At 42.4% G+C, this 22,496-nt stretch carries 23 protein-coding genes and 1 pseudogene; 12 read left to right on the top strand and 12 right to left on the bottom strand.

The window, feature by feature from the left end:
- Positions 1 to 4: 4 nt before the first annotated feature.
- A complete protein-coding gene (locus ACPK8D_RS12665; protein ID WP_424718221.1) occupies positions 5 to 913 on the bottom strand; it encodes a TIGR00269 family protein in 909 nt (302 codons plus the stop codon).
- A 429-nt stretch (positions 914 to 1,342) separates the two neighbouring features.
- Between ACPK8D_RS12665 and ACPK8D_RS12670 the strand changes: the two genes are divergently transcribed.
- From ACPK8D_RS12670 to ACPK8D_RS12685, 4 genes are all read left to right on the top strand, one after another.
- On the top strand, positions 1,343 to 2,044 hold the full coding sequence (locus ACPK8D_RS12670) for a pirin family protein (protein ID WP_424718242.1): 702 nt from the start codon (positions 1,343 to 1,345) through the stop codon (positions 2,042 to 2,044).
- 172 nt (positions 2,045 to 2,216) lie between these two features.
- The gene (locus tag ACPK8D_RS12675) at positions 2,217 to 2,522 is read left to right on the top strand and encodes a hypothetical protein (protein WP_424718222.1); all 306 of its coding nucleotides are present in this window, start codon (positions 2,217 to 2,219) and stop codon (positions 2,520 to 2,522) included.
- Positions 2,523 to 2,608: 86 nt separating this feature from the next.
- Positions 2,609 to 2,860 carry a hypothetical protein gene (locus ACPK8D_RS12680; RefSeq protein WP_424718223.1) on the top strand — a complete coding sequence of 84 codons (252 nt, stop codon included), beginning with the start codon at positions 2,609 to 2,611 and terminating at the stop codon, positions 2,858 to 2,860.
- A 698-nt stretch (positions 2,861 to 3,558) separates the two neighbouring features.
- Entirely contained in the window at positions 3,559 to 4,959 is a 1,401-nt protein-coding gene (locus ACPK8D_RS12685; protein ID WP_424718224.1) for a tripartite tricarboxylate transporter permease, read from the top strand.
- Between the two features lie 11 nt (positions 4,960 to 4,970).
- Here the strand turns inward: ACPK8D_RS12685 and ACPK8D_RS12690 are convergent, their stop codons facing one another.
- The gene (locus tag ACPK8D_RS12690) at positions 4,971 to 5,282 is read right to left on the bottom strand and encodes a DUF169 domain-containing protein (protein ID WP_424718243.1); all 312 of its coding nucleotides are present in this window, start codon (positions 5,280 to 5,282) and stop codon (positions 4,971 to 4,973) included.
- A 9-nt stretch (positions 5,283 to 5,291) separates the two neighbouring features.
- The gene (locus ACPK8D_RS12695; protein WP_424718225.1) at positions 5,292 to 5,588 is read right to left on the bottom strand and encodes a DUF169 domain-containing protein; all 297 of its coding nucleotides are present in this window, start codon (positions 5,586 to 5,588) and stop codon (positions 5,292 to 5,294) included.
- A gap of 427 nt (positions 5,589 to 6,015) precedes the next feature.
- Here ACPK8D_RS12695 and ACPK8D_RS12700 point away from each other — a divergent pair, with 427 nt between their 5' ends.
- The 3 genes from ACPK8D_RS12700 (at position 6,016) to ACPK8D_RS12710 (ending at position 8,867) form a co-directional block, all read left to right on the top strand.
- A complete protein-coding gene (locus ACPK8D_RS12700) occupies positions 6,016 to 6,534 on the top strand; it encodes a PASTA domain-containing protein (protein WP_424718226.1) in 519 nt (172 codons plus the stop codon).
- Entirely contained in the window at positions 6,507 to 7,862 is a 1,356-nt protein-coding gene (locus ACPK8D_RS12705) for a tetratricopeptide repeat protein (RefSeq protein WP_424718227.1), read from the top strand. Before ACPK8D_RS12700 ends, ACPK8D_RS12705 begins: the two co-directional genes overlap by 28 nt.
- A 396-nt stretch (positions 7,863 to 8,258) precedes the next feature.
- Entirely contained in the window at positions 8,259 to 8,867 is a 609-nt protein-coding gene (locus ACPK8D_RS12710) for a tetratricopeptide repeat protein (protein WP_424718228.1), read from the top strand.
- A gap of 324 nt (positions 8,868 to 9,191) precedes the next feature.
- Here ACPK8D_RS12710 and ACPK8D_RS12715 read toward each other — a convergent pair whose 3' ends face one another.
- From ACPK8D_RS12715 to ACPK8D_RS12725, 3 genes are all read right to left on the bottom strand, one after another.
- The gene (locus ACPK8D_RS12715; protein ID WP_424718244.1) at positions 9,192 to 9,980 is read right to left on the bottom strand and encodes an AAA family ATPase; all 789 of its coding nucleotides are present in this window, start codon (positions 9,978 to 9,980) and stop codon (positions 9,192 to 9,194) included.
- A 213-nt stretch (positions 9,981 to 10,193) separates the two neighbouring features.
- Positions 10,194 to 11,696 carry an asparagine synthetase B family protein gene (locus tag ACPK8D_RS12720; protein WP_424718229.1) on the bottom strand — a complete coding sequence of 501 codons (1,503 nt, stop codon included), beginning with the start codon at positions 11,694 to 11,696 and terminating at the stop codon, positions 10,194 to 10,196.
- Between the two features lie 214 nt (positions 11,697 to 11,910).
- The gene (locus ACPK8D_RS12725; RefSeq protein ID WP_424718230.1) at positions 11,911 to 12,165 is read right to left on the bottom strand and encodes a hypothetical protein; all 255 of its coding nucleotides are present in this window, start codon (positions 12,163 to 12,165) and stop codon (positions 11,911 to 11,913) included.
- A gap of 413 nt (positions 12,166 to 12,578) precedes the next feature.
- Here ACPK8D_RS12725 and purS point away from each other — a divergent pair, with 413 nt between their 5' ends.
- The 4 genes from purS to ACPK8D_RS12745 all read left to right on the top strand — a co-directional run bounded on the left by purS (position 12,579) and on the right by ACPK8D_RS12745 (position 16,626).
- Positions 12,579 to 12,830, top strand: coding sequence for a phosphoribosylformylglycinamidine synthase subunit PurS (gene purS, locus ACPK8D_RS12730; RefSeq protein WP_424718231.1), 252 nt, complete (start codon positions 12,579 to 12,581; stop codon positions 12,828 to 12,830).
- Between the two features lie 62 nt (positions 12,831 to 12,892).
- Positions 12,893 to 13,591, top strand: coding sequence for a phosphoribosylformylglycinamidine synthase subunit PurQ (gene purQ / locus ACPK8D_RS12735; RefSeq protein ID WP_424718232.1), 699 nt, complete (start codon positions 12,893 to 12,895; stop codon positions 13,589 to 13,591).
- A 349-nt stretch (positions 13,592 to 13,940) separates the two neighbouring features.
- Positions 13,941 to 15,134 carry a right-handed parallel beta-helix repeat-containing protein gene (locus ACPK8D_RS12740; RefSeq protein ID WP_424718233.1) on the top strand — a complete coding sequence of 398 codons (1,194 nt, stop codon included), beginning with the start codon at positions 13,941 to 13,943 and terminating at the stop codon, positions 15,132 to 15,134.
- Positions 15,135 to 15,564: 430 nt separating this feature from the next.
- On the top strand, positions 15,565 to 16,626 hold the full coding sequence (locus ACPK8D_RS12745) for a right-handed parallel beta-helix repeat-containing protein (protein ID WP_424718234.1): 1,062 nt from the start codon (positions 15,565 to 15,567) through the stop codon (positions 16,624 to 16,626).
- Between the two features lie 216 nt (positions 16,627 to 16,842).
- On the opposite strand, the gene rnhB is transcribed toward ACPK8D_RS12745, so the two are convergent.
- Complete coding sequence (rnhB, locus tag ACPK8D_RS12750) at positions 16,843 to 17,505, bottom strand: ribonuclease HII (protein ID WP_424718235.1); 663 nt, start codon at positions 17,503 to 17,505, stop codon at positions 16,843 to 16,845.
- Between the two features lie 785 nt (positions 17,506 to 18,290).
- Here rnhB and ACPK8D_RS12755 point away from each other — a divergent pair.
- Positions 18,291 to 18,404 (top strand): annotated as a pseudogene (locus tag ACPK8D_RS12755) (type I restriction-modification system subunit M N-terminal domain-containing protein); the annotation flags it as partial.
- A 350-nt stretch (positions 18,405 to 18,754) separates the two neighbouring features.
- Here ACPK8D_RS12755 and ACPK8D_RS12760 read toward each other — a convergent pair.
- The 5 genes from ACPK8D_RS12760 to ACPK8D_RS12780 form a co-directional block, all read right to left on the bottom strand.
- On the bottom strand, positions 18,755 to 19,102 hold the full coding sequence (locus ACPK8D_RS12760) for a carboxymuconolactone decarboxylase family protein (RefSeq protein ID WP_424718236.1): 348 nt from the start codon (positions 19,100 to 19,102) through the stop codon (positions 18,755 to 18,757).
- Between the two features lie 123 nt (positions 19,103 to 19,225).
- Positions 19,226 to 19,447, bottom strand: coding sequence for a DUF2180 family protein (locus ACPK8D_RS12765; protein WP_424718237.1), 222 nt, complete (start codon positions 19,445 to 19,447; stop codon positions 19,226 to 19,228).
- A gap of 11 nt (positions 19,448 to 19,458) precedes the next feature.
- Entirely contained in the window at positions 19,459 to 19,689 is a 231-nt protein-coding gene (locus ACPK8D_RS12770; protein WP_424718238.1) for a DUF2180 family protein, read from the bottom strand.
- A 110-nt stretch (positions 19,690 to 19,799) separates the two neighbouring features.
- Positions 19,800 to 19,922, bottom strand: a complete 123-nt coding sequence (locus tag ACPK8D_RS12775; protein WP_424718239.1) for a desulfoferrodoxin FeS4 iron-binding domain-containing protein — start codon at positions 19,920 to 19,922, stop codon at positions 19,800 to 19,802.
- Positions 19,923 to 21,012: 1,090 nt separating this feature from the next.
- Complete coding sequence (locus ACPK8D_RS12780) at positions 21,013 to 21,633, bottom strand: hypothetical protein (RefSeq protein ID WP_424718240.1); 621 nt, start codon at positions 21,631 to 21,633, stop codon at positions 21,013 to 21,015.
- Positions 21,634 to 22,496 lie beyond the last annotated feature (863 nt).

Below are 22,496 nucleotides of genomic sequence, written 5' to 3' on the forward strand. Positions count from 1 at the left end.
CTTTTTAAGCCCGGCCAAGCAATTTGCAGGCCTGACATAACTCTTCGGTGCAGGTCTCCCCGCAGACCCTGCACTTTTCGATTTTTGCGGGAGGCATTTCCTTTGCAAGAGCCCCCACAAGCTTGTCAAAACCCCTTAGCAGGGAATATTTGGTCCCCGGATGGTTCGCTTCAAAGTTATTCAAAAGTTCCCTTATCTCCCCTCGCAGGGCTTCTCCTGCATACGGGCATTCGCTGAAGTCTACAGGCAGGGAATTTACCAGGGCGTAGAGTGCAACTTCCTTTTCAGGGATATTCCTAAGGGGTTTTGCCCTCAAGACCAGCCCCTCAACCGCTGCCGGCGGAGCAAGCCTGACCATGCGCTCCATATCCCCCCGGAAGTGATTGAGAAGGATTGTCTGGGCTTCGTCGTCCAGGTTATGCCCTGTAACGAGTTTTGTTGCCCCTATTTCAAGTGCGACCTTATTGAGAATATTTTTCCTGAGGACACCGCAGTAGCTGCATGTGCCTTTTTCCCGGTCCATTGCTGCCAGCTCGTCCATAGTTACTCCGTGCATGTCTTTGAAGGACTTTATAACATGCCGCACCCCGAGCGTCTCAGTGAGGCTTTTTGCAAGTTCGAGGGAATGCGGACGGTACCCGTGTATTCCCTCATCCACCGAAATTGCCACAATTTCGATGTCAGGCCTGTTTCCCAGAATTTTGTGCATCACATAGAGGGCAACCGAGCTGTCCTTACCCCCGCTCAGGGCGACAGCTATTACTTCATTTTTGCGGATGCTGTACTCTCTTCGGATTGTCAGTTTAATTTTCCTCTCAACATCCTCCACAAAATGTTTCTTGCAAAGGTGCATCCCGGAATATTTCTGAAAAATGATAGCTTCGTGATTGCATTTTTTGCATTTGATTGTCATTTAAATCCTTTTTTCTGCCAATTAACTGGAAATAACTGAAAATTGAAACCTGATAAACGGATATATAACTAAATTATTTTTAATTGTACTGTGCCAGAATTCTTTTAGGAAAGGAACCGCTCGTATATATGGCTTCTTATGTGTTTTTACAGAAAAACAGTTTTTACAGCTTTTTTGCTTATTTTCTGGGTATTTCTGTTTAGGTATGTTCTGTTCAGGTATATCCTTTTTAGGTATATCCTGTTTATTTTCTGTTTATTTCCTATCCATTTTCTATTTGTTTTTTGTTTATTCCTTTGAGGCGCTATAAACGTTGTTCAGAATCTCTGTTTCCAGGGGTATTATCCTTTTCAGCCAGTAAAATCTACTTATTATTCAAATAACTATATAATATTTAGGCAGCAGCAAGGGGGTTTTAAAATCAGAATTATTCCGGCAGAAGCAAGGTACTATTCGGATGAGGGCTGGGTCAAAAGTTATTTTCTTCTCTCCTATTCGGACTATTACGACCCGGAAAATCTTCAGTTCGGGAGCCTGCGCGCTTTTAAAGAATTTATTCTCGAGCCAGGCAAGGGATTTTCGTCTCATCCGCATGCCGAAGTGGAAATAACAACTATAGTGCTTGAAGGAGAAATTACTCACGAAGACAATATGGGTAACAGGGGAGTTCTAAGGAAAGAGGATGTACAGTGCATCACCACAGGCACGGGTATCGAACATTCGGAGTTTAACAGGGGAAAAGAACCTCTGCGTTTATACCAGATCTGGATTTCTCCGTCCAGCACCCATCTGGAACCGGCATACTCCAAAAAAAAGTTCGAGCCCTCAGACTGGAATAACAGGCTGCTTCCCCTGGCGTCAGGACAGAAGTTCGAGGGTGCCCTGAGAATTAACGCGGATGCAACCATTTACCGTGCCAGCCTTGAAAGAGGGCATATGCTCCACTTTAATTCAAAAGAAGGCCGATTTGTTTTCATATATATCTCGGCTGGAGAACTTTCTGTCAATGGGCAAAGGCTCGGGCAGGGCGACCAGGCCCGTCTTGATGAGGAAAAAACCATTCACCTGGAGACCGCTTCTTCTGCGGAATTAGTGCTGATTGATATACCTGCAAATCGCGAAAATATATAAAAGTGAGTCACAGAAAGCTAAATCACGGAAAAAAATCATGGAAATAATAGAATAAAAAATAGAATAAAAATAAAATGAAAAATAGAATAAAAAATAGAATAAAAAATGTAGTAAAAAATATAGTAAAAATAGAATAAAAATAAAATGAAAAACAAAGAAAAAGAGGCATCATATGGACCAGGAACAGCCTGAGAGGGGAAGTGACAAAAAACAGGAACAACCTCGAAGAGGAAGTAATGGAAGGCGAGAGCAATCTGGGGAGGTTGAACAGGAGCAGCCTCGAAGAGGAAGTGATGGGGGGCAGGAGCAGTCGGAAGGGGTTGAACAGGAACAGCCTGAGAGAGGAAGTGACGGGAGGTCGGAGCAGTCGGAAGGGGATGAACAGGAACAGCCTGAGAGAGGAAGTGACAAAAAAGAAGAGCAGCCTGGAAGAGGGAGTGACAAAAAACAAGAACAACCAGGAAGAGGGAGTGGCTGATAGACAATATTAGCCATAAGAGAGAATTGGCTATAAATCAAAGGCAGACTCAAGAGGAAACGATAGTATTGCAGGCAGGACTGCATTTGAAAAGAGTTGAAGTTAGAAGTCAGTTAAAGTTAGAAGTAATTGAAGTGAGAGGTAAAAATAGTTTAGAGAGGGATTTGCCTCTCACTTCTCTTTTGCTTCTGATATTCAGGGAATCCGGAGTGAGGAATGGCGAACCTCATTTCCGTTTCCTCTTTGAAACCTCTCCCGAACTAAAGCTTGAGGAATGGCAAAAACCTCAATGTCTTCTTACTCAGGCGGGGTTTCGGATTTATGGAGGGCAGGGTTGAGGAATGGCGAACCTCGTTTCCCTTGCTCTGCGTTTTCGCTAAATGCTACTCATGAACCCCATTCAAAATTAGCATTTAGAACTGCATGATATAGAATATCGGTCACATATAAAACATAAGTGGAAATGATTTTTCTTTTACTTTGATGTAATAAAAGGCACTCAAAATTTTTAAGCGGCTTATCGTCCGGGCAGACTATAATTGTCCCGAGCAGTCAATATCTATGAAAATTGTCCGAATTTGGGCAGAAACTATTTATGCTATAAATTTCAAAGCAGTTAGGTTACATTCTTCTGCATTATTTAGATTAATTTAATTTTTTTGACTTAATTTTTCCCTTCTTTTACAATGTAATACCTTCTTTTACAAAATAAAATACAGATTTTGTACCGGTACACTATTTTTATGGCATATTACTTATTACTTTTTCTTTTTCTCATTTGTCCTTGCCCAACATTTTTCTTTTTCACAGACAGTCTTTTTATATTATGCCTTTTCTCTCTACTGTTATCTTTTTTCTCATATTATCTCTTTTCTCAAATTCTCAATGCTATGTCGAATGCCAACACATCAACGCTAATCTTGAGTAAGAAATAATTTCTTTTCACACTAAGATCTAAAATATCTATAAATAGAAATAATTGTAATTATTGGGTATAAATTCTAAAGTCTTAGATAAGTTCTTGGCGGTTAGCTGAATGAAAGATCTCTCATTACTCTTACTTCTTTTTTCAGTTTTAGGCGGTTACCTGCTTGGTATAATTTCCGGGCTTCTGCCCGGGATACATAATAATAATTTTGCTCTTGCTCTCGTAGCCTTTGCGCCTTTCCTGGCTGAAAAAGGGCTTTCTCCTCTTTATATAGCCGTGATTATCCTCTCAAATGCACTCTCTCAAACTTTTCATGATATAATTCCGTCGGTGTTTTTAGGGGCGCCGGATGGGGATACCGCGCTCACGGTCCTTCCAGGGCACAGGCTTCTGATTGAGGGGGCAGGAGCTGAGGCAGTACGCCTTTCAGCACTCGGAAGCGCAGGCTCGGTAGTTGCTTCCCTGGTTTTCGTGCTGCCCTTTTCTCTTTTCTTCAAGGCTGTTTATCCGTATATTGAAGAACATATGGCAGGTATTCTGATTTTAATCGTCTTTCTGATGCTTGCAACTGAAAAAGGTGAAAAAGGAGAGGATTCAGAGAAAAAAAGCCCATTTGCCAAATATAAATACAAAGCTTTTGGCCTGGTTTTGTTTTTGATCACAGGTGTGCTTGGGCTCTTCGCTTTTGCCAGGGAATCACTTATGGTTCCGATTGTTAATTTTGGGGAGCCTTCTATACTCCTGCCCCTGCTGAGCGGGCTTTTCGGAGCATCCCAGCTAATTATAAGCCTTCTCACAAGCTCGAAAATCCCCGAGGAATCCGTATCGGCACTAAAGCTTTCCCGAAAGAGAATTCTACGGGGAATCCTGACAGGCAGCGCAGCAGGTTCGCTTGTAGCATGGCTGCCAGGCCTCTCTTCAGCAATTGCGGCACTTCTCACAGGTCTCGTTGCAAAAGTCGATTTTGACAGGATTCCCCTTAAGAAAAAAGCTCCCGAACCTGAGCTGGGGAGGTTAAAAACCTCTCTTTACTCTGACCCTTATGCCAGTAACCCTGAGACACTTGAAAGTTCGAAGGAATTCATAGTTTCAAATTCCGGAGTAAACACTTCTAACGCAATTTTCGGGCTGGTAGCTTTTGTGGTGATAGGAAGGACCCGAAGCGGGGCAATGGTTGCCGTAGAAGATATCCTCGGAACGAATACACTCGATCTGCCTGTATTGCTGCTCTTTTTTGCTGCCATGGTATTGACTGCCCTTTTTTCCTACTTCTCTACAGTCTGGATAGGAAACAATGCCCATCTTATTTTAAAAAAAGTTGATTACAGTAAACTCTGTGCAGGTGTCCTTATCGGGCTTGCAGTAATGGTTTACCTCTTCACAGGGCTCTTCGGGTTTTTTATTTTTGTGATATCGACTCCAATAGGCATGCTCGCCTCCTTTATGAATGTCAGGAAATCGCATGCAATGGGAGTTATCTTACTGCCTGTGATCCTGTATTTTTTGTAAAAATAACTTTTTCAATTATATATCCGACAACAAAGCCTATTAAAGTCATAATTATTTTGCAGGGGCTTTTCCGGCAATCCCCTCAAGCCTTCGATCAGGTTTTTGAGCAGATTTACAGGAATTCCGACTGTCAGTTCCGACTCTTCAATGCCCGTATAGGTCCTGCTCCCTGAACAGCCCACTGTTATCCCCATCTTGCCTGTCAGGTAGGGCTGGACAACGGCATCTGAACAGAGACTCTGCTTGCCTGCAAATTCGGCTTCGAGCCTGGGAACCTTCTCCAGGGTCTTTCTGGAGGCCTCAAGGGTCTTGAAGTGCTTCAGGGTTTCGTATTAGAACTCTCCGCTTGCAACTTTGGGAGGCATCTTTCCCAAGCCAAGGGCTGAGGCTCCTCCTTTGCAGGTCTCGTCTTCAAGCGTGGCATAAAATTCCTCTCCGGTTTTGCGCACACGGTCCACCATCTGACAGTGCCTCATATCTTTGTCAATCCTCTGGACTTTCTCCGGAACTTCTGCATCTTTTGGAACCAGGGCAACTGCTACAGGATAGGTTTCCAGTTTAAGTAACTCAATCATTTCTCTACCGTACTCGTTGATTTCCTTAATTTGCTCGGGACTGGCTGTTTCCACAAAATCACCCTCATATAACCTTATTATACATAGTGTAACCCTGATGGCTTAATAGGACTCCGAAGCAATATTTCTCTTTCCTCTTCACATCCGGAAAGATTTTTCCCATACTCCAAAAGTTTGACTTCTTTAATCCGATGGCGTGTAAAAATATAAAACTTAAAATGTATTGGGCTGGAATTATACAGAAAGCAAAAAACTGCTTTATATAAAGAGGAGAATAACAAATAAAACAATAGACAAAGTTAAAAAGGTAAAACCAGGCTATGAAGTTAAAAGTATTAAGCCAGCCAGTAAAAGTAAAAAATAAATTAAATAAGTAGACAACAGCTGGTTTGAACTAACTGGTATTGAATTCGAGTAGAATGGCGAGTAGAATGGGAACTTTCCAATAAATGGGACAATTTACCAAGGGGTTTGCAGGAGTATGAAAACACAACTTGAACAGCGTTTAACTGAGCTCAAGGCAGAATACGAATCAGGGCAGAAAATCCTCAAAGACATCGAGTTAAAGCTTGCAGAACTCGAAGACCGGAAAAAGAGCCTGAACGAAACCCTTCTCCGCATTAGCGGAGCAATTGACTTGCTCGAAGAAGTGCTGGAAAGGAAAAAGGATACGCAGGAACCAGAAACCAGGGCAGGGCCAGAAACTAGGGAAGAGTCCGGAATTGTAACCGGAAGTGTAGAGGTTCCGGATGTTATAAGACAGCTCCCTGAAAAAGCCGTGAAAATTCTGGAAGAAGCCGGGCTTGTAGCAGGAGAGATTGTCGAGCAAAAAGGAGTTTTTCCAATAGGGGTTACGATTGGAGGAGTGATCAGGCAGGAGCCAAGGCCAGGGACAAAATCTCCGGTAGGGTCGGCCGTAAAACTCGTAATTGCGGTAAAAGGCAAGTTAGTGCCACCTAATAAAGACTCACTGTGCGAAACCTTTTCCGACCGCATCTGAGCAAAGGCAAAGGAGGGATTAAAACGGAGGCTTATTCATCCAGAATAAACAGTTCCCTGAACGAACTTCGGGAACACTGCAGAGCAGCAATTTCAGCCTTTAGCGCGCTTGAACAATCCGGAAGCCCGGCATCCCTTAGGCTCTGCTGGGGGAAATTCCTCAACGAATGCCAGGGCGCTTCAGCAGTCTTATGGAACAACAGCGACAGAAGACTCGGGAAATATCTCAGATCCGTACTCTTGATCTCCAGCAACTCTGCTCTTTCTCCAGCAGCTTTCTCCGGGTTGAGAGCTGTGATTAAAGGAGTTGAGAAAGAAAAAACTGCAGGTAAAGGAGTAGAAAAAGAAAAGAATATGGGAATAGAGAAAGCTGAAAGAGTACCGAGTACTGTAGGGACAGAAAGAACTGGAGGAATAGAAAAAACCTTCAGGGACGAAAGAGAGGAAGGTGTACCGGAAGGAGATACCGACGAGAGAAAGTCGGCAGCTTTCTCATATAATATGGGAACAAAATTACTTACGTTTCATGGGAGAAACTATGAAATTCTGCCTCTTTTCCTGTCTGTAAGAGACCTTTATGCCTCCCTCCCGTTCTTCGAAGAACTTAAGGCCTGTGCTGAGCGGCTTGAAACGAATCCTCAGGATGCCACAGCCCTCTTTCAGGAGGCTGTGCTCATGTATAAAGCCAGGCGGTTTGAAACTGCCCTGCAACTTACTGCGCAGGTTCTAAAAATTGCTCCTGATGATCACCGTGTCTGGTATAACAGGGGTGTTATCCTCTCGGAACTGGGCCGGCTTGAAGAAGCGGTTGCGGCGTATGACAGGACAATTGAACTTGAACCGGCTTTTGAAGTTGCCTGGGACAATAAAGGGGTTGCTCTTGCCAGGCTTGGCAGGTTTGAAGAAGCCCTCGAAACCTATGGAAAAATCCTTCTGAAATATCCCGAATACGCTGAAGCCTGGGCAGGAAAAGGCTCTATACTTTCGACCCTCGGCAGAGAAGAAAAAGCCCTTGAAGCCTACCGATCCGCCCTCCGAATCAGGCCCGATTACCTTGAAGCCCTTACATCGGCAGGAAGCCTGCTTACAGGGATCGGCAGGTTTGAAGAAGCCCTGAAAACTTATGATAGGGGACTTCAGCTCGCTCCAACAGATCCCCGCCTCTGGGCAGCCAGAGGTTTCGTCCTTTCCGAGATGGATAAACAGGAAGAAGCACTTCAAAACTGCAACCGAGCCCTCGAATTGAAACCCGGTTTCGTTCCTGCGCTTGAAACCAAGGTAAAAATCCTTTCGGAAATCCGCAGGCAGAAGGCTCCATCCTCTCAGTAACATCTTCTTTAATATTTTTCCCGCCATTCTTTTTTTCATTTTCCCATTTTTTTCATTTTCCCATTTTTTCCAATTCTTTCCATTTTTTCCGTTTCTTTCCATTTTTCCTTAATTTCTTTGTTTTTGCCGTTGTGTACCTTTCATTTATATTCTTTTTTGGCCTGTACTTTACTACCCTTTATATTGTACTGTCCGCAATATTGTGCTGTCCCTAGTGCTTTAAGCTTAAGATGAACTGTACTTTTATTAAAGGGCAGTTTTCATATTCGGTAAAATTCGAATCAGAAAAGGTATATTTCATTGAAAACAAAAGTGCAGAATACCAGTTTTAGCTCTGGTTCCATGCGTGAAATGTAAAAATGGCCAGGTGTGGTAAAAGCCCGGAAGGGGTCCGGAATGAGCTTTCACTGGAATAGCGAGGATTCCGATATGACAGAAGAAAATGCGAGTGCGAAAATGGAGAAGGCGAAGCAAAAGGAGTCGGAAGCGGCAGAAATAACCGGAGAACCAGAGGATCCCAGGCAGCTCCTTATAAAGGCTGGCGAGACTGACAATTACGAAGACAAACTCAGGCTGTATGATAAAGCCATAGCTCTGGACCCTTTATATCTCGATGCGTGGATCCAGAAAGGTTTCGCCCTGGACAGGATGGGAAAATCAAAAGAGGCTCTTGCCTGCTATGACAGGGCTCTAGAAATCGATCCTGAAAATCTGGGTATCAGGTGCCTCAAGGGTTTTGCCTTCAATAACTTAAAGGAGTTTGAAAAATCGATCGAGTCTTACGACGAAGTCCTGAGAGTAAAACCTGACGATGTATTCTCACTATATCAGAAAGGCATGGCTCTGGAAAGCCTTGGCAGATATGGGGAAGCTATGAAGTGTTATGATAGCGCGCTTGAGATCGATCCGACTGACGTTCTTATCAGAGAGAAGCAAATGAGACTTCTTGAATTAATTTATAAAAAAGGAACTTTAGTGGATTCTCCAGACAGCGGCTTTAACTGAACTTAAAGATCTAAAGGATCTTAGAGAAGGGATCTGAGATGGATAAAAAGGACTTCTAATCAGAGATAAGTCGAAGCAGGTCAAAAAATAATTGACGGGATCACCAGAATAAATGGAGTATTGTTAAAAAAGAGTTACGGGAATTGTCAAACAATTGCGTCAAAAAACTGCGTCAAAAAAATGGTTTCATCGTCAAAAGAGGCCTGCATAGATAAGAAAGAATTGCAGGTAAGAAAGAATTGCAGGAATCGCCAGGAGAAATGCGATATTGTCAAAAAAGGTTGAAAAACTGTGAGAAGAGAGTGCAGGGCCGGGAACCGGCCTTTACTTTTTGCTCGCTTCTTCTTCCTTCCTGATCTCTTCTACGATTTCCATAAGTTTTTCCTTAATTTTTACTATGGCGTCTACAGCTTCGCCGCCTACCTCAATGGGAGCCCGCTTTTCCAGGTCAGCCTGCATCAGTTTAGGGTCAAAGGGAATTTCTCCAAGAACCTGGATGCCCAGCTCTTCAAGCTTATCGTCAACTTTTCCCGAGCCTCCTTTATTAATTACGGCGGCAAGGTGTTTTATCCCTATTTCGGAAGAGAGCCTTTTTATTCTCTCAGCCGTTTCAAGCGATCTTGCCCCTGGCTCAACTACCACAATCATGAGGTCCATTCCTCTTGTAGTGCCCCTTCCGAGATGTTCTATCCCGGCTTCCATATCAAGGATCACTGCACTCTTTTCCCTGAACATAAGGTGCCTGAGAAGAGCCCTCAGGAAAGCCGAGGCAGGGCACATGCACCCGCTTCCTCCACGGTCCACGGTGCCCATGACAAGCATTCTTACTCCATCGGGCCCTATAACCCCGTATTTACTTGCAATATCATCGACTTTTGGGTTGTAGATGAAGGCTCCGCCTTCGGCACCTGCCCTTTCCTGAATCAGGTCTTTGAAATCTGTCAGGGGCTTTGGGGGATTTTCTATCCCAAGCGAAGATGCCAGGTTCATATCCGGGTCCGCATCTATTGCCAGTACCTCGTATCCGTCCCTTGCAAGCAGTCTGGCCAGAGTGCCTGAGAGAGTTGTTTTTCCAACGCCGCCTTTTCCGGTAATTGCTATCTTTATGAGGATTCCCCCTGAACATTTATTCAGATTAACTATAGTGGTTTTCTAAGCAGGGATATAAGCATCAAACTGTTTATACTTACTCATTTATCCCTGGCTTCATCCCGTTATTCCTTATATAGTATCATTTAAAGTCTTTTCGTTTTATGTGAATTGAGGAATTAATTTACCTGACTGTGAATTAAAATGCATTTACCTGTCTATCGAATAAGGATTCGTTTACCTGGCTATGAAATCGAACCCCTGGTCTGCAGCAACCTGTTTTAGATACTTCTCGATATGGTTTCCTTCACTTTTTGAAAACCCTGCGTTGCGGGCAAGCCTGTCAAGTACCTTTTGAACTCCTGTCCCATACTGGATTGCTTTCTTTTCCTTCCAGAGAAGTTCCGGTGGAAGCAGGCCATCTGCAGCTTTTCTAAGGATGTACTTTCTTATGTTGAGGCTGTCTCTTTTAAGGACTTTAAGTTCGGGGCTGATTGCAAGCCCTGTTCTTATTACTTCCTTATCCAGGAAAGGCACCCTTAGCTCCACGGAGTTGGCCATAGTAACCATATCGTCTCTTTCAAGGTTAATAGTTGAAATCTTTTTGAGGTCTGAGTAGATCTCACTGTCAAGGACCTCAGGCCCCTGATCAATAAAACCCTCGTGCCTGCTGTAACCGCCAAAGAGTTCGTCAGCGCCCTGACCTGTAAGAAGGACCCGTTTCCCGTCTTCTTTTGCAGTTTTCGCAACAAAGTAGAGAGGAAGCCCGATTGCAATTTTCATGGGGTCTGTCGATTCCGTTGAATAGATCACATCCGGGATTGCAGCTTCGATTTCCTCGGGAGAAAGAGTGCGAGTTTTGAGGGAATCCCTCATGCCAGCAGCTCCAGCCGCACGCTCAGCCTGGGCAAGATCATGGGAATTCGGAAGCCCGACAGCATAAAGGGAAATCGAAGGATCAATCCTTTTTGCAAGGGCCGCTAAAAAGGTACTGTCAATGCCTCCGGAAAACGCAATTCCTGCGGTTTTCGTAAGCCTTATCTCCACAGCTTTTTCAAGGGCCGCCTTCAGGCGGGAAACGGCTTCGTGCTCTTCCGTGATCCTTTCTTGTGGAGGCTCAATCACAAGGGATTTTTCTTCAAGCCTTCCGCTCCGGATATTGAAACTCATTATGCTGCCAAGCGGGAAAGGCTTTATGTCGTTTCCCTGGATGGAAAAAGCTTTTCTTTCAGAGGCAAAGGCAATTTTCGGCTTTTCAGCCGCTTTTTCCAGGAAATAAAAAAGAGGTTTCACTCCGACAGGGTCTCTGGCCAGTACAAGCTCGCTATCCAGGGCATAGGCCAGGGCGTAATCTCCGTTTACTCTGGAGAGCACGGAAAAGACCGCGTTTATCGGCGCATCTCCTTGCTCAATTTTCGTTTCTATGAGGGTAAAAAGCACTTCAGTGTCAGAATCGGTTTTTATCCTATGCTCTGCTGCAAGTTCCCTGAAATTGAAGATTTCTCCATTGAGTACCAGAGCCCCTTTTCCAACAAGGGGCTGGGGCATGTCACCCGTGATTTTAAGCAGGGTATTTCCTGTACTGAGTCCATCGGCCTGATAGGTTCCGCAAGCATCAGGCCCCCTGTGCCCAAGGGCTGCAAGCATTCTTTTTACTTCTTCATTCGTATCAGGAGTTCCGACTGCTCCTGCTATTCCGCACATTTTTACTCCTTTTTTCGTTCTGTTCGGTGTATACACGCGCTCTATCTCTATTTATCGTTTTTTATCATTTTTACGTTTGAAGAGAGCACACCAGGCCCTGAATAGTAAAAACTGCGAATTAAGAATAATAAAAATTGGGGTTAAGAATAATAAAAATTGGGATTAAGAATAGTAAAAATGCGAATACAAAAATCGTAAAAAGTGCGATTTAAAAAAGAAAACTCCGTTTTTTAACTTCCGCTTTTTAATCTCAGATCCTGGCCTTTATCCCTGCTTCATCCGGAGATTCTTCCCTTAAAACTTCTATTGCATATACAGGATCTCCTTTCAGGGCGGCAAAAGGGTTCATTGCGCTTTTCTCGTCCCCTATCCAGATTGAGTTTACGCAGTTAATACAGCAGCAGCGAGTCAGATACAGGTTATTTTCAGGCCTGTAGGTGCTGCAGCAGTTACTTCCTCGCAGGACTCCGTATTTGCAGAGGACAAGCTGCCTTGTAAGGTGCAATTCCTATTCAAGGCTGTCCTGGTTGTATTTCTGGCTGTTCGGTTCATTGAAATCCAGAATTTCACCCCATTTATATTACGTTATATATACTTTTAAAACTTCTGGGTTTGTACTTCATTTTTATAATAGTAAAGTTCTATAATGCACGGGATGAATGTACCAGAATAGAGAGAATTAGAATAGAGAAAACTGAATGTTCAATCTGCAGCCAGTTGTGAAAACAGTAATAGTTGTTATTAAGGAAACTTTTTATTCGTGTTCTACAATATACGCAACGTTTTTAAGCATCTTATAATTATTATGGTGCAGACTCATAGTTATTTACTTTTAAATCGCATTTTATCTCACATTCGGAACCCATGAAAGCGGGAACATCCGGTTAATTTCAAAATTTAACATTGAGGCTTATAAAGATGCAATACCAGGCAACAGTGAGAATTGAACAGAAAGCAGGTATGCTCGATCCTGAAGGCACTACCGCAAAAAGGGCTCTCGGACAACTCGGATACCAGGTCAGTAACGTAAAGACCGCAAAGCTGTACGAAATCGTGCTTGAGGCCGAATCTGCCGAGATTGCAGAGCAGAAAGTTGATGAAATGTGCCAGAAACTTATTGCAAACCCAATCGTCCACAATTACACAATCGAGCTCAAAGAACTTAATTAACTGTGGTAGATAGACGATTGAGGTGTCAGAAAAGCTAAAGCTTTGAAAATTGAGGGAAAAAAATGAAAATTGCCATTCTCCAGTTCGGAGGCACAAACTGCGACCTGGACGTCCTGCATGTCCTTAAAGATGTCGTGGGTGTGGATGCCGAGACTGTCTGGTACAAACAGGAAGATCTGACAGGTTTTGACGGAGTTGTCGTCCCTGGAGGCTTTTCCTACGGAGACTATCTCAGGGCAGGAGCAATTGCAGCCCGGACTCCGATAATGAACTCAGTAAAAAAACTTGCAGCCGAAGGCAAGCCTGTCCTTGGAATCTGCAACGGTTTCCAGATTCTCACGGAAGCCCGGGTGCTTGAGGGAGCCCTGACAACCAATGAATACCCGAAATTCCGGTGTCACTGGACAAACCTCAGGGTAGAGACCGTTGATACGCCTTTTACCTCGAAGTTCAGGAAGGGCGAGGTTATCAGGATGCCTATTGCCCATATGGAAGGACAGTTCTACGCCGAAGAAAAAACCCTGGCAGAACTTGACGAGAACGAACAGGTTGTCTTCCGCTATGTTGATGAAGCCGGAAAAGTAACGGATGCCGTTAACCCTAACGGTTCCCTTGAAAACATTGCAGGAATAGTAAATCCTTCAAGAAACATCTTCGGCCTCATGCCCCATCCGGAAAGAGCCTCCGAATCAATTCTGGGCTCTGATGATGGTCTGCGGGTTTTCGAGTCCATGGCGGATTATATCACTGAGAATTTCTGATTCGTCCGCTTTTATTCTTTAATTTACTTTTTCTTTAACTTACTTTTTTTAATTTACTTTTTCTTTAATTTATTTTTCACCATTCGTTAATCCCTATACTTTTCCCTTCTCCTTTTAACTTATTACTCTTCAGACATTTTACGGGTTTTTGGATTTCAGTTCTCTCACCTGACGGATTTTTGACATCAGGAGATACTTAGATTGATAGGGAAAAAAGTTAAGGTTTATTTTTAAGAATATGTATTTCACAATTTTTAATTATCTGTAAATATTGTTGTTATAGTTCGCTATAAAAAATCATGTATAAATTTGACTATATAAGCCAGTTAATCAGGGGGAATATTGGTTCATGAAAGGAAAGCGAGTACAAAGTATTTGTGTAATTTTCTTCCTCGTGCTTGCGGCCACAGTAACCCAGGCGGGTGCCGGAATAGTTACCGTGGATAAAAATGGGGGAGGAAATTACAGTTCTATTCAGGAAGCTGTCGACAACGCACAGAACGGGGACGTAATCCTTGTAAACCCGGGGATCTATCAGGAAAATGTAGTAGTTGATAAAGAACTCACAATTCTGTCCAATTCCGTTTCTTCCGAGAACCAGCTTAATCGTGCCTATGTCATAGGTGTGATCCCGGAAGGTCAGGTCTTCAGCGTAAATGCAAGCAATGTGACAGTAAGCGGTTTCTACATTTCAGGAGGATATTCAGCAACAGCAGATCCGGACGATATTGGTATCCTTCTTGCGGGAGTAAAGAACTGTTCATTAAGTGAAAATACGCTGGTACTGAACAATATAGGTGTCGGCCTCTACAATTCTCAGGGAAATTATATTGGTAATAACAGTATGATAGGGCCTGGCTCCGGGATTGTGCTTGTTGGCTCTACGGAAAATATACTGTCAAATAACCTGGCAGTGACAGATGGAAATTCCGAAGGAATCGGGATACTCCTGAATAGCTCTACTAACAATACCCTCGTAAATAACACTGCAAGGTCAGACCTGATAGGGATTTATCTGGACGTATCCGAAGGAAATAGCCTTCTGTATAATATCGCAAGTTCAAACGCTGACGGAATCGGAATAGGCCTTAACAGCTCTAACAGTAATTTCGTTATGAATAATATCGCAAAAGCAAATAAACTGGGGATTATGCTGGATACCTCTGACAGAAACACGATTGCCGACAACCTCGTCTCAAAAAATGATATTGGGATCTTTGGCGACATGGCAGGGTTGAACACTCTGTCCAACAACAGCCTGTACCTTAACGGTATTGGAATGGGGCTTTCCGGCAGTTCGTCTAACAATACAATTTACAAAAATAGGTTTATTAACCTCATTAACGCCATGGACAAAGGGACGAATCTCTGGAATAGCAGCTCGGAAGGCAATGCATGGAATAATTACACCGGAGCAGATGCTGACGGGAATGGTATAGGAGACACACCTTACGTTGTCAATGAAACAACCGGAAGTATAGACTATTTCCCGACTTCGGTCGATAATTTCTCAGCAATCTCTTCAGAGATAGAAAACTGGTAACAGCAATGCCAGCCTTTCTTTTTTCTATTTTTTCTTCCGGCAAATCTATATCTGACATTCTATCTGGCATTTTATAGGATAATTTATTCTTTACATTTCGTATATTCTATCTGGCACTTTATATAGGATAATTTATTCCACATTTCATATTAATCTCTTTTTATCTATCTCGGTTTTCTTCCTATAACTTCTCTTTTTTTCCTGAGACAGTTTTACCGGGCTTCAGGTCTCAGGTTTCTGCTACGGTGTGGAATTTCCAATAGCAGACGGACCTATTGACAATGCAGATAAATATAAGTTCAGGTTTATTTTTCAGAATATATATTTCAAAATCTTTTTATTATCTCAGATTATTATTCATACGAGTTATTATAAAAACAACAATTGTCTTTCAGTCTATATAACTTAAAATTAAGGGGAGTATTAGCTCATGAAAGGAAAATCAATCCAAAGTATTTGCATGGTTCTTCTTCTTGTGCTTGGGGCAACAGCTACTCAGGCGGGTGCTGCGGTTTTTACCGTAGGCGGTAATGGGGAGGGAAACTATACTTCCATTCAGGAAGCTGTCAATAATGCGCAGAATGGAGATACAATCCTTGTAAGCCCTGGCGTATACAGGGAAAACGTAAACGTGAATAAGGAACTTTCTATTATCTCGAGCACTGACCTCTCGGGCGACACGCTGAACCGTACCTATGTGATAGGCGCAATTCCGGCAAACGACGTCTTCAGCATTAGGTCAAACAACGTGAGAATAAGTGGTTTCCATATTGTAGGAGGCCCCTCAGGAATGGATACGTACCAGGAAGCCGGGCTTTATCTTGAAGGTGTGCAGAACTGCTCATTAAGTAACAATACCCTGGTATTGAATGATGTGGGCATTGGACTTAACAATTCTCAACGTAATATCTTTGACAGCAATGTAATAGGCCTGGGAACCAGCGGAATTTTCCTTTCCAGATCTAATGAAAATCTGCTGTCAAATAACTTTGTAGTTACAAACAGCAAAGGAATCTGGATGGACAATTCCACTAACAACACCCTTATGAACAATACTGTAGACTCAAACGAAATAGGGCTCTTCCTGGGCACATCCAGAATGAACATGCTTGAATACAACTTTATTTCAAGAAACAGTAACGGGGTAATCCTTGCTAATATGGCAGAGTCCAATGTTCTGGCTAATAACAGCCTGTACATGAATGGGCTTGGGATGTACCTTAACGGATCATCCGGCAATACAATTTACCTGAACTCGTTCTTCAACTTCCTGAATGCCGAGGACGAAGGAACGAATATCTGGAACAGCAGTTCAGCAGGCAATACCTGGAGTGATTATAACGGAACTGATACTGACGGAAACGGTATAGGAGACACGCCTTATGTTGTTAACCAGACAACCGGAAGCATAGATTACATGCCTCTCGTAGAGAATGTTTCCACAGGCGATACCCAGAACGAGAGTGACAACACTAGTTCCGGAACGCCATAATGAATGTCATAATAAGTGATTCGATAAAGCGATCTGTTAAACTTTTACTGTTAAGATCTTAAAAAGAGAAAGAACCTTTTTAAGATCTTTTTAAAAACGTTTTCATTTCAAAAATATTCTTTTCTCAAAAATGTTTTTTTCTCAAAAATAATCCTGTAACGTTTCCCATTCTTCAGTTCTTAGTTCTTTTTTACGATTATCCGATTTTTCATTCGGTTAGGCCTTTTTTAGTTCTTCCCTGATATTTTCTACAGTCTGCCAGGACTGCCTGACTATCCCGGGAAACTCTCCTGAGTGTTCTTTTCCCCATTTCAGCAGGAATGCTTTTGTTTTCGGGTCTGAGGGATAACCGCTGCCGAAATCCACGCCCCATTCTATTTTGAGCTCTTCGATGAGTTCGTCCCGGCGTACTTTTGCAATGATCGAGGCTGCCGAGACTACAGGATAGATTGCATCCGCCTGGTGCATGGAAATTATCTTTATTTCCTTTGCATGGTCGGGACAGGTTTTTGAGTACTGCCTGCAAACATTTTCGGCAAAACGTTCGGCTTTTACATCAGCAGCATCTACATACACGATATCCGGTTTCAGCTGTTCAAGCACTTTTGCAAAGCAGACAACCATGATCTCGTTCATGCTCATGATCCTCCGGAGTTCGTCGATCTGAGAGGGGCTGACCTCAAGTACGAAAAAACCATCTGCGTGTTTTTTGATCTGGGCTGCGAGCTGCTCCCTCTTTTTTGGAGCCAGTTTTTTGGAATCCGCAACCCCGAGCACTTTAAGGATATGGGCTCTGGACTCCTCGATTTTTACGCCTCCTATGCACATTGGCCCGATTACAGGACCTTTTCCGGCTTCGTCTATTCCTGCGATCATCATTTTCCGGCTGCCTCCTGATTGAGATAAAAGAGCTTTTTATCATTTATAAAAGTAGGTGAAGTATTTTACTCGCAAAGTATTAAACAGGATTCTACAGAGAATCTTTAAAATAACGAAAATCCGTTTACGACTTATTCATGGGTTCGAATGCCACCCCTTAATTCTGTTTTAAGGGTATGGCCGGTTTTAGGATAATTACCCCCTGCACTATTAGTTTTTACCCGGCTGTTTATTCTTTTCCGGGCTGTAGTTCCCGCCGGTCATTTTCTCCCACATGGCTTCAACTTCGGTCTTCTTCTTGCCAGTAACCGTTTCGTCCTGGGTGAAGATTACGCCCTAGCTGGTTGCTATAAACTGCCGTCTTTGGTCTTTCGGGTTAAGATCTATACCTTCCTTGCCGAGTTCGGCCATCTACGGCCACATTTTATCCATAGCTGCCTGATATTCCTCTTCGGTCATGCTGTCGGAGTCTATCCATTTCGGGTCTCATGCCTTCCGCTTATATATGATCAATCTTCCCTAAATTTAAAGGGATAAATTAAAGGAATCTGTATTTCTGATATAATCTGCATTAGAAATTTATTGAAGAAATAAAGTGTTTCGGATAAAGAATATGCTCTGAACTCCGGAAATCAATAAAATAAAGTAAAAGTAGAACGGTTACTGGATATACCTGAATGGAAATCCTCAAACAGTAAGGTCAAAGGTTAAATGGAATTTTCATTGAAAATAAGGACTGAGGACATACTTTAAGGCTATAAAATGAATGAAAACACTTAAACTGGATCATCAACTTCATCTGGGGAATTGCAGATGACGTTCTGCGAGATCTCTATGTCCGTGGCAAGTACCGTGATGTAGTCCTGCCAATGACTGTTTTGAGACGCCTGGACATAATTCGAAGCTTATCTCGACGGTTTTTCCCCCAATGTTCAGGATATTCTTGACAATTTCGAGTTTAGAAACCAGATCAATTATAATTGGTTGTAGTGATGCGCCCACAGTCGCACCCTTCGCTGGTGTGTGGATTGAAATAATATGCATGGAAGCGGGTAAGACCGTCACGACGATTCCAAAAGGGTGCCTATAAAACTTTCCAACAAATTTGACTCGCCCATTTCCTGAAGAAGCAACCGATAAAAAGGCTGGCTAAACGAGCCAGATGGAAAGTATAATTTCACACAAAAAAAGTATTGAAGAAATATTCCACGCAAAAAAAGTAAATGAAGAAATTGCTTTTTTAAATATCTTACTTCAATAACTTCAGTGCATCTCTGCAAGCAGCAACAGCGGGGGCTCCTGAAGTAATAAAGATAACATCCATGGCTTCCATGATTTCTTCTTTAGTCACTCCATGATTAAGAGCGCTTTTCATCTGCGCTACCGTACAGGCTTCACACTGTTTGGATGCCACAACTGCAAGAGCCATAAGGATTTTTGTTTTTGCGGAAAGAGCTCCATCAGATAATAATTTTCCATCACAACGCCTGTACTTTCCTAGAAATTCAGGGTCAAGTTCCTCAAGAGTTTCCAGGATATGGGGCTTGAATCCCATTTTCTTTTCTATGCTCTCCACGACTTTTTTATTTTCTTCCAAATCAGGTCACCTACCATTACAGAATGAGTACCAATATTAATTGTTTCCAGTTAATATTCAAGTATCAACTGCTAAATTTACGGGTTCTACAAATTGCAGTATTCTTCAATAGACTTTCTGGATTTAAACGCAGAAGTCTTCTCCAAGAGTAGATTCAATGCACTCGCGGCACATCATCCTGGGAAGATCTTTCTTCAGTGTCACATGGGGCAGTGGATATCCTCCTTTCATGGGGAATTCTACCTGTTTAATATGCTCCATGCAGAGGCCTTTTCCACAGACAATGCAAACACCTACTGCTTCACTGACTTCGTTCTTCTCAGCACAATCGAAACATTTTAACATTTTTGGCCACCTCAACAAACCTCATTAAACAGGCAGTTCTCCTTCAGTGAATTATGACAGGGAAGGCAGACAATTCTTTTGATATGTTCAACGTCGGGTTTCAGCTCTATTGGATAGTTTCCTTCCCACACAGGGGTCTCCTCATGAAGAAGATGCTCCTTACAAACGCCTCTCCCACATACAATACAAATTCCAACGGCGTCTGTATCTTTACCTTCGCTGGCACATTCATAGCATTTCATCGGTTTTCCTCCATTCATAAAGTCATTTCTTTGTCCGAGCATTTACGGGCCTAAAATACCTGCATATACTTTTATCCTTTATAGTCAGGGTCTTACGGATACACCTATTATTAATTTACAGGAGTCATATCTTCCCCACAACAAACAAGAGTTCCGCCCCCTACTTTTTCTACGACAACCTCGTTGCCGCAGATCTCACAGCGGTATCTTTCTCCTTTAGCAGATACACCCATAAACGGCCACCTCCTCCTCAATTTTAGTCTCTAAAAGCAATTTTGTTCCCTGTTGCTCAATTTCACTCATAGTTTTTGTCAACAGAAGTTTCTCACTTTATATATAAAATCAAACATTATAAACGTTGCAGTTGAAACTAAAATCTGCAAAGTCCCAGGTTCGAATGCTATTGATTTCTCCGCTCAACCGCGTAAATCTTACCTTCCTCTAACCAGCTTCCAATCAAAGTACGAAAAGGAATTCCCAGCAGGCAGTCCTTAATCTCTCCCGCTTCAATCTCAAACAGCCTGCGTATATTGCTCTATTGCCCTGCCTGCCCTTCAGCCGAAAGAGAAAGGAATTCCTGCGCCTCTCTGCTTAATTCCCTGATATCGTCAATTTCAAGCCGGTAAGGATCAGGAGGATTGCAGGCCTCACCCTTCCACTTTAGCTATTTAAAAATAACTCCCTGTCGTGCTCTTTCTTCCTTGTAGAGGCTCTTAAGGGTTTTACAGTCTTGAAGTCGGAAACGTTTTACATTGATTCTTCAATCCTGTTTACTCTTCTATGTTGCGAAGAGAGGCCAGGTCAAAAGCAGTGAACTTAAGATACGATATCTAAAGATTCTCATAGCTTGAAGCCTATTTACCACATTAGCTACAAGCAATATCCATTCAGTTCAAAGGGATCTTTAATTGAATAAGAATTGAGTTTCGGGAAGCATTTGATATTCAACCTGTGATTTCCTGGAAACCTTTAGATTTAAAGCACTATTTTTTAAACACAAATTTAGAAAATGTCGGGAAATTCCTTTCTATGGTCGTTGAGAAAGTTGCAATAAGCAATACTCTTTTATAGGCTAATTTGATATCATTTCTGGTTAGAAGATCGAAAGCCAGACTTCTATCCAGCTTCTATGTTGTGTTTTGCTGTGTACATTTCAACGTGTTTTATATTCGAGCCTATCCAGAAACAAAAATTAGGCTGATTTATAAATTTACTTTGAGATCTTTTCTTTTCATAAAATTGACGATGCTCTATGGAATCCATAGAGCGTTATCTTCTTCCATATAAACCATATACAGGAATGGCTCGTTCAGACTTTTCTGGTCATGATGTGATTATCGCCTTTGTTTTAGGATTGCTGTCGAGCATCTGCCACCCAGTCATTGGTGTCCCCGTAAATTCCCAGATCTTGCCATCGTTGTGCAACTGATATAGCTCACCTAATTCATTTGTCGCAATTGCAACGGTTGCCGGATTGTTGTCAAGCATTTGCCACCCGGTCATTGGTGTTCCCGTAAATTCCCAGATCTTGCCATTGTTGTGCAACTGGTAGAATTTCTTGCCTGCAGCAAGTGCAATGGTTGCCGGGTTGCTGTCGAGCATCAACCATCCTGTCATTGGTATCCCCGTAAAAGCCAGGATCGTTCCATCTTTGCGCAACTGATATAGTCCCTCCGCTGAAATTGAAGGAATTATAGCACCTGCAATTATAGTGTTTGTAAGGTTGTTGTCGAGCATCTGCCATCCAATAGCTGGTGTTGCCGTAAGTTTCCATATAGTGCCATCGTTGCGCAATTGATATAGCTCACCCCATTCATTTGCTGCAATTGCTGTAGTTTTCGGATTGTTATCGAGCATCCTCCACTTATCACTTAAAGGAGCCAGTTCCGAGTATACCCAGATCGAGCCATTTTTGTGCAACTTACAAAGTAATCCCGTAACCATCTCGTCTTCCCCACAAATTATATTTAATATAAGATTTACGCACTTGAAAAGAGAGATCAAGAGCTTCAAGTTTATTCATAGCTTTAATTGTAAGATAATTTGGCGCTTGTATACTATCTACTTTATTTATTTCTTCTATAGGTTTTAATATATTATAATGCCACTTATGGGTTTTAATATATTATAATGCCACTTGAAAATATGCTTAGAATTATATGTGTCTAATATATTAGGATATGCTGTTGAATTGTTTTCTGCAGATTACCTTATATGGTATTTTCAAATAGACCAGTTACTTGCGGCTGCTTTTATGCCCGTAGTAATGCAAATCAGCGAAATCTTGCTGGTCGAGCAGCCAGCAGGTTCCCGTGATTATCTGTCCTGTATATTGCCATCAAGTCTGAAGAAGCTATTTTATGTAGCTTTTAGCGATAAGGAAAAATAATTTTAGAAGGCTTTCTGCTTCCCGCCTGGCGTGGAGAATTTCGTGCCTTACCGTTCCCAACTGGGAGAAATATAAGATGCGGAGAAAGTTCGCCTTTGTCGAATAACTGAAAAGTTTTTATCCATATTATTGGCGCTTAATATCTCGTTAACTCCAGAGATCAACTTTACAATAATCAGCGAAGTATTAGCAGATCTTTGCAACGACCCTGCAGACAAACGGTAGTCTGAAGTTGACTTTCGGAGACGCGTTCCAGACCAATCTGTGCCGCATTTTCGTTTAAGCTGTTATTTTCTCTTTAGGGTCCTCTTAAATTCATCATCAAACTGAAGGCTATTTCTCTTTTATTCCATTAATTAAGGATACTGGTAGTTTTCCCAAAAAAAGTACATCTTATTTTTTACCAAAATCAAAATTG

Source organism: Methanosarcina sp. (genome assembly GCF_049706645.1).
In the GTDB taxonomy this organism is placed as follows: Archaea; Halobacteriota; Methanosarcinia; order Methanosarcinales; family Methanosarcinaceae; genus Methanosarcina.

Coding starts and splice junctions, on each gene's coding strand:
- ACPK8D_RS12675 (WP_424718222.1), top strand. CDS start 2,217: ATGGACCAGGAACAGCCTGAGAGGGGAAGTGACAAAAAACAGGAACAA.
- purQ (WP_424718232.1), top strand. CDS start 12,893: ATGAAAATTGCCATTCTCCAGTTCGGAGGCACAAACTGCGACCTGGAC.
- rnhB (WP_424718235.1), bottom strand. CDS start 17,505: ATGATGATCGCAGGAATAGACGAAGCCGGAAAAGGTCCTGTAATCGGG.
- ACPK8D_RS12745 (WP_424718234.1), top strand. CDS start 15,565: ATGAAAGGAAAATCAATCCAAAGTATTTGCATGGTTCTTCTTCTTGTG.
- ACPK8D_RS12700 (WP_424718226.1), top strand. CDS start 6,016: ATGAAAACACAACTTGAACAGCGTTTAACTGAGCTCAAGGCAGAATAC.
- ACPK8D_RS12710 (WP_424718228.1), top strand. CDS start 8,259: ATGAGCTTTCACTGGAATAGCGAGGATTCCGATATGACAGAAGAAAAT.
- ACPK8D_RS12665 (WP_424718221.1), bottom strand. CDS start 913: ATGACAATCAAATGCAAAAAATGCAATCACGAAGCTATCATTTTTCAG.
- ACPK8D_RS12770 (WP_424718238.1), bottom strand. CDS start 19,689: ATGAAATGCTATGAATGTGCCAGCGAAGGTAAAGATACAGACGCCGTT.
- ACPK8D_RS12780 (WP_424718240.1), bottom strand. CDS start 21,633: ATGGTTACGGGATTACTTTGTAAGTTGCACAAAAATGGCTCGATCTGG.
- ACPK8D_RS12685 (WP_424718224.1), top strand. CDS start 3,559: ATGAAAGATCTCTCATTACTCTTACTTCTTTTTTCAGTTTTAGGCGGT.
- purS (WP_424718231.1), top strand. CDS start 12,579: ATGCAATACCAGGCAACAGTGAGAATTGAACAGAAAGCAGGTATGCTC.
- ACPK8D_RS12740 (WP_424718233.1), top strand. CDS start 13,941: ATGAAAGGAAAGCGAGTACAAAGTATTTGTGTAATTTTCTTCCTCGTG.
- ACPK8D_RS12765 (WP_424718237.1), bottom strand. CDS start 19,447: ATGTTAAAATGTTTCGATTGTGCTGAGAAGAACGAAGTCAGTGAAGCA.
- ACPK8D_RS12775 (WP_424718239.1), bottom strand. CDS start 19,922: ATGGGTGTATCTGCTAAAGGAGAAAGATACCGCTGTGAGATCTGCGGC.